This window comes from Candidatus Latescibacter sp. (assembly GCA_030692375.1).
Lineage (GTDB): Bacteria > Latescibacterota > Latescibacteria > Latescibacterales > Latescibacteraceae > JAUYCD01.
The window spans coordinates 1-12,071 of record JAUYCD010000226.1; the positions used below are offsets into that span (position 1 = coordinate 1).

Annotated in this window: 11 protein-coding genes; all 11 read right to left on the reverse strand. The window is 48.9% G+C overall.

Annotated elements, in window-relative coordinates; all coding sequences use genetic code 11:
- Positions 1–279: dihydroneopterin aldolase (gene folB, locus Q8O92_13765; protein ID MDP2984381.1), on the reverse strand; the 279-nt coding region annotated here is incomplete at its 3' end.
- Between the two features lie 292 nt (positions 280–571).
- A complete protein-coding gene (locus tag Q8O92_13770) occupies positions 572–1,330 on the reverse strand; it encodes a type III pantothenate kinase (GenBank protein MDP2984382.1) in 759 nt (252 codons plus the stop codon).
- Between the two features lie 31 nt (positions 1,331–1,361).
- Positions 1,362–1,964, reverse strand: a complete 603-nt coding sequence (locus Q8O92_13775; protein ID MDP2984383.1) for a biotin--[acetyl-CoA-carboxylase] ligase — start codon at positions 1,962–1,964, stop codon at positions 1,362–1,364.
- A 243-nt stretch (positions 1,965–2,207) separates the two neighbouring features.
- Positions 2,208–3,083, reverse strand: a complete 876-nt coding sequence (nadC, locus tag Q8O92_13780) for a carboxylating nicotinate-nucleotide diphosphorylase (GenBank protein ID MDP2984384.1) — start codon at positions 3,081–3,083, stop codon at positions 2,208–2,210.
- Positions 3,083–3,682 carry a phosphoribosylglycinamide formyltransferase gene (gene purN, locus Q8O92_13785; protein MDP2984385.1) on the reverse strand — a complete coding sequence of 200 codons (600 nt, stop codon included), beginning with the start codon at positions 3,680–3,682 and terminating at the stop codon, positions 3,083–3,085. Before purN ends, nadC begins: the two co-directional genes overlap by 1 nt.
- A 14-nt stretch (positions 3,683–3,696) precedes the next feature.
- Positions 3,697–5,001, reverse strand: coding sequence for a pitrilysin family protein (locus Q8O92_13790; protein ID MDP2984386.1), 1,305 nt, complete (start codon positions 4,999–5,001; stop codon positions 3,697–3,699).
- On the reverse strand, positions 4,994–6,376 hold the full coding sequence (locus Q8O92_13795; GenBank protein MDP2984387.1) for a pitrilysin family protein: 1,383 nt from the start codon (positions 6,374–6,376) through the stop codon (positions 4,994–4,996). The genes Q8O92_13790 and Q8O92_13795 overlap by 8 nt, the downstream gene beginning before the upstream one ends.
- Before the next feature lie 171 nt (positions 6,377–6,547).
- A complete protein-coding gene (locus tag Q8O92_13800; GenBank protein ID MDP2984388.1) occupies positions 6,548–6,931 on the reverse strand; it encodes a Smr/MutS family protein in 384 nt (127 codons plus the stop codon).
- Positions 6,924–8,408, reverse strand: a complete 1,485-nt coding sequence (locus Q8O92_13805; GenBank protein ID MDP2984389.1) for an oligosaccharide flippase family protein — start codon at positions 8,406–8,408, stop codon at positions 6,924–6,926. Before Q8O92_13805 ends, Q8O92_13800 begins: the two co-directional genes overlap by 8 nt.
- 208 nt (positions 8,409–8,616) lie before the next feature.
- Positions 8,617–9,651, reverse strand: coding sequence for a class I SAM-dependent methyltransferase (locus Q8O92_13810; GenBank protein MDP2984390.1), 1,035 nt, complete (start codon positions 9,649–9,651; stop codon positions 8,617–8,619).
- Between the two features lie 310 nt (positions 9,652–9,961).
- Positions 9,962–12,071, reverse strand: a 2,110-nt coding sequence (locus tag Q8O92_13815) for a two-component regulator propeller domain-containing protein (GenBank protein MDP2984391.1), incomplete at its 5' end; no start/stop codon positions are given.

The window sequence follows — 12,071 nt, forward strand, 5'->3', positions numbered from 1 at the left end:
CACGAGCCTGCCTTTTCCTACGCTGTTTCGAAGAGCGTCAATGATTTTCCCGGCCAGCCGCTCCAGGAGATTACAGGATTCTCCCTTCATGACCTCCTCCACGCGTGAGACAATACGGGAATAATCAACCGTATCTTCCAGCCGGTCGCTGACCGCGGGTTTGGAAAGATCGCGATACAGCTCCACATCCACCTCAAAAAGCTGAGGCCTGGTTTTTTCTTCGGGCAGAACTCCATGCGTTGCGGTAATCTTCAGTCCTAGAACTCTGATGACATCCATGAATCACCAAATAATTAAATACAGGTATATCGTTAAGTCAGCAACATACAGTAAATAAGAGAAATTGAGTGCTCCTGTGTCTTTAAAGATCCCTCCTGCCTTCGGCATCCCCCCTTATTAAGGGGGGAATTTTGAGAGAGGGTTCTGTCAAATCCTAATAAATCTTTTCATAGTGCAAGGAACAATTTTCTTTTTCACCCTTAATAAGGGGGGTAGGGGGGATTAACCTTTATGATGATCACCCTTCTGTTTTCTTTCGTTCTTGAATGGGCGAACTTTGCGAGAAAGATCCTTATTCATAAAGATAAAGAGGCAGATTGGCAGAGGCAAGTCCCAATCCTTCTAAAACCAGATTTGGGCGGTATTCTGCCTGAAAAGAGAGTAGAGGAAGGAGTTTTTCACCGCCGCCGCCGGTAATTACGACTCTATCGCCGCTTCCGACCGTTTCGGATGCTTTCGTGAACAGGACATCAACCGCCCCGGCCATCCCTCCTGCAATTCCGCAGGCTATACAGCTCCGGGTGCTGTTCCCGGGATCACGGCACTGCATATCAGGGGATACCATAGGCAACCCTGTCTGTGAGGCAAGCGCATGTGCCATAGCGTCCGCGCCGGGGAAAATATATCCTCCCATGACTGTGCCGTCATGGTCAATCGCATCTACTGTTACAGCAGTTCCTACATCGATCACCACGCAGGATTTTTGAAAAAGCCTCCAGGCTCTGAGGGCGGCCAGGGCGCGGTCTATTCCGTACTGTTCCGGCCGGTCATACACCACCCGCACATCGAGATCAGCGGCGGTGCGGGCGATCACCAGTTTCCCGGGCGCCTGGGAATGGAGAATGCGAAACAGCGGTTCACGGTAGAGCGGCGAGACAGAACATGCCGCAATCCACTCCGGATCGGGAATGGAGGAGAGAAGGCGGCAGATCGTTGCGGGTAAGAGGTCGATAGTTTCCGGGTAAGGCACATAGAGCGGGTTTCGGACGGTTTCACCATCCCAGCAGGCAAAATGCAATCGGGAATTTCCGCTGTCGAAGAGTGCGATCATGGTACTATTTTTGGCTTTGTACTTTGGACTCTCATGTTATCCCGGTCATCGATTCATACTTCGGCCGGAAACGATTAAGGAACGATGTCAGGAGCGTCTTACGGTCAGGGGTATAACCGGTTTCCAGAAAGAGCGAAGTGGCATCGGGCAGCCATGCCTCCCGGAAATCCTCCTCAGTCTGAGAAATATTAACTCCCATGCCCAGAATCACCGACAGCACAGCTTCTCCCCGGATGACCGTTTCGATGAGAATTCCGGCAGCCTTACGGCCCCGGATTAACACATCGTTCGGGTCTTTGATCTCGCAGAGGGCGCCGGTAAGCTCATGAATACTTTCAGCCAGGGCTTTCCCCGCTTCTACTGTCAAACCGGTCATTTTCCGTGCATCAACGGGCGGCGGCATGATAATCGACGCCCACAATCCTTTCCCACGGAGAGATGACCAGTTCCGCCCCTTTGTTCCGCGACCGGTAGTCTGCAGGAGGGCGCTGACCACAGTCCAGGATCGGCAGCCGTTATTTACCAATTCAGCAGCGAAATCCATGGTGGATGAAATCTCATCCAGATCATGCCAGGGGATGTCTCCCCCGGAAGATGAGAGCATTCTGATACGGCTGCCCTGTAATTCCAACATTCAGTCCACGTCGTATACTTGATGATCCGGCAAAAAGTGTTACAAAGCTTTCCGCACTACCGAAAACCTCACCCGGCCTTCGGCCACCCTCTCCTAGTCAGGAGAGGGTAATGACAAGTACCGCTGAGAGTTATCCCCTCTCCTGACTAGGAGAGGGGGATAGGGGGTGAGGTAAAGATACTCCAGAAAATAATTTAAAAATTTTCCAGGATCATCATGTAAATCCTGTCAAAAAATAATCGTTTACAGCTCGACGAACATAAGCGAAAAATCATGGTTGGTAACCGAGTGTGTCAGGGCGCCGATAGAAATATAATCCACCCCCGTTTCGGCAATCGCCCGGACATTTTTTATGCTGATATTGCCCGATACTTCAAGCCGTATGGTCTTTCCAAGCTCGGCGGCGATTTTTTTAACACGTGATACCGATTTTTGTATATCGGTAACTTCCATATTATCCAGCATGATGATATCCACCGGAGTATATGCCGCCTCCAGCACCTCGTCAAATGATTTGCACTCCACCTCAATTTTGTAGTTCTGACGGTTGTTGTTCAAATATTCGATTACGCGGTCCACTGCAATTCGTATACCCCCGGAAACAGCGATATGATTGTCCTTGATAAGCACCATGTCATACAGCCCGAACCGGTGGTTTGAACCTCCGCCCACTTTCACCGAATATTTATCCAGATGCCGCATGGCGGGAGCCGTCTTCCGGGTGTCGAGGATTTTGGCGTTGCAGCCTTTGATAAGATCCACATACTGCGCGGTTCTGGTGGCAATACCGGTCATACGCCCCAGAAAATTGAGCGAGGTACGCTCTGCTTTCAGAATCGAGGCGACCGAGCCGTTTATATCGGCTACTTTGTGTCCCGGATTGATAGTCTGCCCATCTTTATAAAATGTTTTTGTCTTGAGAGAGGGATCGACTTTGTGAAAAACATTCATGGCCACATCTATGCCGGATAGAACTCCTTTTTCCTTGCTGAAAAGGAAAGCGGTGGAGACCAGCCCTGCCGGCACGGTAGAGTCGGTGGTTATATCGCCGGGCCCCAAATCTTCAGAGAGCGCCCTTTCTATGAGCTCATCAGTCATCTTCGCGCATGATTTTTCCATCACTTATTCTCCCAGTTCTCAGCTAATTCCTGAATGGTTCGCGGAAGAATTTCATGCTCCTTTTCCAGAACTCTCTTCTGAAGTGTTTCAGGAGTGTCGCCGGGCAAAACCGGTACTTTTGCCTGTGAAAGTACCGGCCCATGATCGTACGTATTGTCTACCAGATGTACAGTTGCACCGCTCTCTCTCTCACCCGCCGCAATCACCGCCCCATGCACGCGCATTCCATACATTCCTTCGCCTCCGAATTTGGGGAGAAGCGCCGGGTGGATATTGATGATCCTTCCTGCATAAGCATGAAGCAGAACAGGACCTGCTTTCTTCATATATCCGGCAAGAACCACCAGATCAATACCGTGACCTTTAAGCTCTGCCGTTATTCTTTTGTCCGCAGCCTCGAACGAACCCTCGCTCTGAGCGCTGATATGGAGACTGTCGATGCCGTGCCGGCGCGCTCTCTCGATCGCTTTTGCACTGGAATTGTTGGAAATCACCAGCACTACATCGCCTGCAAGCGACCCATCGAGGCTGCGGTCGATGATACTCTGCAGATTCGAGCCGCCGCCAGATGCGAGAACGCCGATTTTCAATCGTTTCATGCTGTCCTACATTATTATTTCGACAAAACACCGCCCAGACTGTAGTTCACGGTCAAATATTTTTTAGCCACCCTCATAATATCTTGAGCATTTACTCTTTCGACATTCCGGGTATAGTCATCGGCAAACTCGAATCCCAGCCCGAGAATCTCGTAATGCCCGTGCTGGGCAGCCTGTCCGGAATTGGACTCCAGGCTCATGATATACATGCCGCGAAGGTAATTTTTCGCCAGGGTAATCTCATCGGGCAGAGCCTCCTCATTTTTCATGCGAAAAATTTCCTCCAGAAGCACCTTTTTTGCTTCCTGGTAGGTGGAAGGTTTCGTGCCGATATATGCCACATAAAGCCCGGACGCCAGACGGGCATTGACAAAGGAAGACACCTGGTAGGCCAGCCCCCTCTTTTCCCTTATGGCCACAAAAAGCCGTGAGTTCATCGATCCGCCGGTGATGGAATCCAGCACATCCATAGAGTAGTAAACGGGATCGTTTAAAACCGGCGAGGACCACCCCAGAGCAAACCAGCTTGCTGCGGTTTCACGGGTTTCGACATTTTCCACCGGAGCCGCATGCACCTCTATTTCACCGGCGACCCGGTGAGGCTCGGTGCCTTTGGAGAGTCCGCCCAGCGCCCGGGTGATATCTTCAATCAGACGCTTTTCCTCAAAATTCCCCACTGCGGTGATGACCATGTTATTGGGAATATAAATATCCCGGTACGTCTTTACAAGGTCATCCCGGGTTAATTTTGCAATGGTTTCAGGATATCCCATAAGAGGCTTATGGAAGGGATGTTTGCCGTAATGAGCCTCCACCATCAGTTCGACAGCCCTGTTCAGGGGCTGATCACGGCGTGTGAGGATATTACGCGCCTGGAGCTTTTTCTGAAGTTCCACTGCATCTCCCGGAAAGGAGGCATTCAGGATAATATCATAGAGCACTTCCAGACTTTTGTACAGACTTGCCGAGGTGGACTGTATCGCGATGGTTCCATATTCACGGTCGGTGGAGGAAGATAACCGGGTACCCATACTCTCCAGTTCCAGGGCGATCTGTTCTGAAGCACGTGTTTTTGTACCCTTGATAATGGTATCCTGCATGAGGGTAAAAAGCCCCGCCTTGTCGTCAGGTTCATACAAACTGCCCATGTTAAGAGATATAATCACCGATACGATGCTGTTCGTGGTCAGGGGATTGGTCAATATGGTCAGATCGTTGGTCAGCTTGGTTCGTTTCACAGCCAGAGCCTCCAAAGGAAATAATCCGCTCACTGTCAGGAGCGAAATGAGCATGTATACCGCGTTGCGGCTTCTATTCACCACGGACCTCCCTGTCGGTAGGGATACGCTGATTGATGATACCGAGGGAATAAGCCGCCGGATCGAGGATTTTTTTTACATAGGCGTTCAGGTCGCCGGCGCTCACCGAATCGATGGTCCGTTCATATTCGGTAACCCGCTCCAGAATTCCCAGGATATTATAGTCGCCAAGGGTACTGGCGATATCGGAATCGGTTTCATTGGAAAACTCAAAATCAGCCTTGAGCATGGTTTTCACCTTTTTCAGCTCTTCCGGATCAGAGGCATCATTCCGCAGTTTGACAATCTCCTCAAGCACCACATCTCTGAACCGGGGGACATTCTCACGGTCCATAATGCCAAGAATGACAAACAGACCGGCGCGTTTCAGGGGGTAGATAAACACCTGCACCGCAGAAGCTATCTGCTCCTTTTCCACAATCCTGCGGTAGAGCCGTGAGCTTCTTCCCTCTCCCAGAATGGAGCTGGCCACATCCAAAGCGGCATTTTCACGTACATCCTTCAGCCCGGTGGTCGGAAAAGCCATCATTACATACGACATGTTCACATCCTTCTCGAGGGTGAACCCCTGGATGGATTTCCTCTGGGGAACTGCAAAGTCCTGAACGTTTTTCTTAAGATCAGGATTGGGGTTCCATCCCTCGGTCAGGCGCTCTATTTCACTTATTGCCTGGGAGGTTTTCACATCGCCGACCACCACCGCGGTCATGTTGTTGGGAACATAGTACTTGCCGAGGTAGGCCTTGAAATCTTCCCGGGTAATCCCTGAAACGCTTTCCGGAGTTCCCAGCACCGGATGGGCATACGGAGTGCCCGGGAACATGACCTTGAACATCTCCTCGTACAGCTTGCCCATCGGCTCGTCTTCCTTGCGGTTCATCTCTTCCTTGATGACCCCCAGCTCCTTTTTTATTTCCTCTTCGAGGAAGGTGGAATTCCGGATGGCATCGATGAGGACATCGGCGGCCAGCGGAAAATTTCCCGAGGGCAGAACCACGTAGTACGCCGTGTATTCTTTGGAAGTGAACGCATTGTTGTATCCGCCCAGGCCTTTTACCGCACGGTCTATTTCCCCTACTCCGCGTTTTTCTGTCCCTTTGAAGAACATATGCTCATAGAAATGGGAGATGCCCTGTTCATGCTCGGTCTCGTTGATGCTGCCCGTGTTGCACAAGAGATATACCGCAACGATGGGAGCTGTATGCACCTCTTTCACAAGTACATCCAGCCCGTTTTTCAGGGTCACTTTGGTAAAGGGCTCGATAGGCGTCTGGGGCGCCTTGGGATTTTTCCCCGGCGCCGGACTTGCCCATGAAGCGGAAAATACTATGGTAAATGCCGCCATGACAAGGACGGACATATACATGAATTTCATGAATATCCCTTTCAAAGGTAGCGATAGAATGAAATAAGCCCTCATAGAGAGTATCGGAAATGAATTCTTCTCTATGGATTGACAGCGGATTTTTTAGTGATGGAAAAACGATTTTACCTGTGAAGATACGGCACGCATTGTAAGTATACAACATTTTTTCAACGAAAAAAGTTATTTTGTTAGTATGTCAAATGCCCCGTCGCCGCCGAATTCAGGGGCAGCCGGACCGTATTCCCGTACAAACGGGGCGCCCGCTTTTTGTAAAAAATCCTCAACCGCTTTCCTCAGTATTCCCACTCCCCCCTCAGAGTTATTCCCACGGCCGGTGATAATCAGAATACGGAGACGCTTTCCTTTCGCCCTGCTCAAAACACTCCTCACTCGGGCGAGCGCCCGGTCTTTGGTGTAGCCGTGGAGATCCACCGTGAGATCATGAACCGCTCGCGGCCGGGTCGGTTTCTCCGCACCCGGATCGGATCCGTATTTCGCGCTCTGGATGTCCTGCGGTAAATTATCCAGCGCTTTCAGGAAAAGCTCGCGCTCACTGTCATTCATCACGGACCTCAGGCAATTCGGGTTTTCCCAGCCTCATTAAAATTCTGTGCTCTTCAGGACGAAGGAATCCGCTGGTAAGATAGACCACCGGAGGTGCCAGGAGGAGTAACCCCCGGAAAATAATACTTGCCGCATGTCCTTCCAGTTTAATGAATTCCGGGATAAGCGCTATGATCACTGTGAGCAGAAATACAGCGCTCAGCCTTCCGAATTCATACTCGACCGGATACACCCTCCGGGAGAGGAAATAAAGCACTGCCGCCATGGAGATATATGCCACGATGGTAGTATATGCCGCTCCAAATACTCCAAACATCGGAATCATGAGAAAGTTCAATCCGATGTTAAGAAGTGCGCCCACCGCTGTCGCTGCCGGAAGATACCTGGTTTTCTCACGGATAAAAATTCCCGCCAGCATGATGAGGTAAAAACCGTCAATGACATAAGCAAAAGCGACAAACGGAAGTAAACCTGCCAGATAAACAGGATACCTGTCCGGCGGGGCGTACAGGCTGAATAACTCGTTTCGGAACAGGGTGATAGCCAGAAAAACAACACCGATGAACATCGCATAGTAGGTCGCCACCCGTGCAAACATTTTCTGAGCGTCCCTGTCATCCTTCACCGAGAGGAAGAACGGCTGCCATGCCAGCCGGAAAGAGTTCACAAAAACCATGATGCCCGCCATTCCCAGAGCGTACGCTACCCCGTACCCTCCCAGCTCCCGCATTCCCTGGTCTCCGAGAAGGTAAAGGATGAGGAATCGATCGGAATTATCCACAATTCGCATGGCCAGAAGGGTGAATATGGTGGGAACTCCGAAAGCAAGCATCTGCTTCAGCGTGCTTATGGACACATACCGGCCCAGATAGGTGCGGTATACTGGTATGAGCAGAACTGCAATCACTGCCACAACAATCAGGTTGGCCTCGAAAACACCATCAAGACCCCGGCCCATGATTACTACAAACAGAATGTTTAAAGCGATGAACAGAACGAACCGGACGAAGGAAATCACCGAATAGTAAAGGAGACGGTTCTCCGCCCGCAACACCAGAGTAGGATATACTACCACGGTATCGAAAATCATTGTTAAAAACAGGAGCCGAATGAGGTAGCGGTAGGAATCGCTCTTGGTGATGACCTGAGATATGAAGCCATTGAAAAAAAAGGCAGAAAGAAGAAAAATAAGGCCGATCAACATGGTGAAGGTGAATGCCGTGCTCAGCACCTCGTCCCGCTTTTTTTCGTACTCCTTATCCATGAAATACCGGAGGAAGGCATTATCCAGCCCAAGGGTATAGAACAGCCCGAGAAAGGCGGCGGCGCTGTACAGGGCAGTTCGCACTCCCATTTCTTCCTGGGTGAACACATGGGTGTAAATGAAGACCAGGACGAATCCGGTTCCCCGTGATACCGTCTCCGCCAACCCATAGACCACCGAGTGTTTGAACAGACGCTTCAGGTGCTGAAACAAATGGCATCTCCCCTAATAGAAGACTCGGCTAAATTCAATAAAGTTCATTTTAGCGATACCGTATAAAATTGCTTTCAATGAAATAATCAGGAACCGCACGAAAGTCATGAAAGAACATTTTGATCATGGGAAATGAGAAAACAATTTTCGTGTATATTGTGTTTTTAGTAGTTATTCATCACCACGGTTCAAAAAAGCATCTTAATGTCTATTTAAATGGATTAATCCGATTCAAAACATACTTCTTCAACGTCTCCCACCTTCCCGGATACAAATACTTTTCAATATCGAGCTTAAAATCTGAAATCCCCATATCCCCTTCTGCTCTCTTCCCCGCCAAAATCCATATATTGCTCATCTCATCTGCGCCCGAGCTTACCTCAAAATCCGCCAGCCTGAACAACGCCTCAAAGGAATTCGGGGTGAAGGCGTTTATATGTGTCACAGGGTCATAGCCAAGTCTGGCTATCCCCGCGTGTATCTCGCAGGGAACCATCGCATATACCAACCCCTCCTTTTTCAATAGATTGCGGAACATTTTCACAACAGACAGGGGATCGGCTATATGCTCAAGAACCGCCCTACATACAATTGCATCGTAAATTTCTTTTTCGTTTAACTCATGGATGTTGTTCCCGACCTTCCTTATCCCCGCAACCTGCCCTGTCTCATAATCAACCAGGTCGCATTGACATCCGTGCTCCGCAAATGGAACGACAAACCAGCCGCTTGCCCCTCCGCAGTCGAGAATACGGATATTCTCCTTTTTCAACCCACCCATGACAAGGTTATAGATATGTTCTCTGTTACTTTTAGAGTAAGGGTCATTCTCGAGAAATGAATTGTACTCCTCTATCTCCTCCGGTCTACTGTGCTCCCCAAGGAATCTGTATTTTTCTGAGATATCATTTTCATCCGGACGGGGGCTATATGCCATAAAACCGCAATTCAGGCAATATTGAGAGGTGATAGCAATCTCCTGCTTATCAGGGAACCAGACCCTGAAAAGGACCTCTCTCCTAAGACGTTCATAGGAGTTCAGAAGTCTTTCTCTGATCCTCTTTGGTTTTGGCGAAGCATAGATGAACGATCTGGCAAATCCGGTGAGATAATGCACAAGGCTTATGATTCTATCGTTCCTGAATAGGGAATTCGGGGAATGGTCAGCGGCCTTATAGATATATCTCTGGACAGGTTTCCAGTCGCGGAATTTACACAATGGGCAGGGATAATCTGAGATCATAGGATTATTCCGGGATTCCCCATATCAAAATCATTAGCAGTCAAAATTCTTCATAAACTTATTGATAAACGAATATTACCTTATAAAAATTCTTTATCAAGTATTTTCTATACTTATTGTTAAAATTTAAAACATTTGAGCATTATGAACAGTGAAATACTCCGTTAATGAACAGTATTGAGGCTAAATGCTCAGGAACAAGGCTATAAAGAATAAAGAGTGAACAAAAGAATTTGAATTCAAAGGTAAGGTAAAAGATATAATTACCTTTGCGCCTCTGTGCCTTTGTCACTTTGTGCCTAATCTTTATCTATCTCCTTATCAACACCATCTTGTCACGGAATTGATTGCCGTCCTTGTCCACTCCGGAGAAAAAGTATACCCCGGAAGCGGCATACTCATTTTTGAAATTGCGCCCATTCCACCGGACGTAGGAGATACCTTTTTCGTTGGTGTATTTCACATCGAGCTGATTCACCTGCGCGCCGTTGAAAGTATAGATGCGAACCGGCTCGCCCGGTTTCAGATTGGTGAACGTACAGACGGAATCGGTTCCGTAGAGGGAAAATGGATTGGGATATACATGGATCATTTTCCCGGTTTCCACTGCCTGGGTTCCGAAAACATGGAACTTGTTCAGACCGGAATCAGTCCCGACCCAGAGGACATCGCGTTTGTTATCATATTTTAACGCATAAATAGTATTGGAGAACAAACCGCTGTTTTGTGCGGTATACACCGTAACCAGTTCATTGCCGGCGTTGATTTTCACGATCCCCCGCGAGGTGCCGATCCATTTGTTGTTAAGGCGGTCGACTTCGATACACAACACTTCACCCGCTGCGGCGCCGAGAAGCTGATTCATGATTTCCACCTTCAGGCCGTGATTGGGGAACTTGGTAATGCGGTTCAGCCCTGCATCAGTACCGACCCAGACATATCCATCTTTGTCGAATTGAAGGGCGGAAATACGGAGGCTGTTCAGGCCGCTTTCCAGGTTGAGAAGCTGTTTTTCACGGCGGGATTTGTCGAAGGGATCATCTCCGACATACAGCACCATAACCCCCTTGGTAAACGTCCCCATCCATACCCATCCATCGTTATCCGCGCAGATTCGAAAGATCTTGGCGGTGGGAATATCTCCGTCCAAAGGAGAATAATGCTGGTATTTGGTCAAAGGGTACCCATTGAGGACCACTGCTCCCGAGGAGGGGATAGGCTCGAGATTATGACTGAGGGGTTCGTCGGCGTCGGGCTGATCAAGCTGGTAATTGGCAACCCAGATATTGCCGTGTTTGTCTTTCGTAATATCGGGGCACACAACATAATTTTTTTGAATAGTATCCTTTATTATCGTATGAGCGGGATCGAGCGGAATGATCTTATCCCCTTTTTTGTCCGGGGTCCCGTCATCCTGAATCACAAATACACCGCTTGGGTTCTTTCCCCAGGCCGCAAGCCAGACAGTCTGGTTGTTGTCAAGCACTACCGCATCAGGAGTAGTAACAAAACCATCGCTCTCACCATAGGTTGTCCAGACATTATTCTGCAGCCGGTGTAATGATGTTCTATTATCTTCCTTCAAAGCAGTTGTCGCCCAAACGACATTGTCATCAGTAACCTGTATTTTACTGAACGTCATACTTCTCGGGCCCGGAACCGGCGCAATATCCACAAGCCCGGTGTCCGCATAACATTTTATTCCATCGGTAATCGTTCCCAGCCAGGCTCTATCTTTTGTGGCAAAAAGACTTTTATAGTAGTTTATATCTTTACGATTCCACAACGTGCCATTTTTCTTAAACAAACCACTGCTTCCCACCGCAAGATAGGTTCCCAGACCCTCCGAAATACTGAAAATACTTCCAAATGTATCAGTTTCCCAGAAGGTGCCATCTTTTTCAAAAAATTCAAGCAGGCCATCCAGAGTGGTACCCAGAAAAATGTGTTCTCCGGAATTGTCTTTTACATTCTGAATACAGTTGAAGCCGCCGGATCTATTCGAGTACGTTTTCCAACTGGATTCGACATCGAGATTCGGGTTGTTCTCGTCTGCCACTGCCAGCCCGTTTGGCGTGCAAACCCAGATCCTGTCGTTGAACACCTTGATCTCATTCACAGGAGTACCCATAGGAATGTCACCCAGTTTTTTAATGGTCCGCAGTTCACCCGAACTGAGATTCAGTACATCTACTCCGCTCGTATGCCCGACGTACAAAATGCTGTCATTTTTAGCGTATATACTGCGCACGCCGATATTGTTTGGTGCATATTCCGGAAAAAGGATCGGATCGAACCGCTCAATCTGCGGGTCAAAACGCCAGAGACCCCCGGTAAGGAAGCCGATATATATGTAGCTGGGTGATACTCCCAGGCACTTAACATTGCCGCTTTCCAGCCCGTGGTTTTTGTAATAGAGG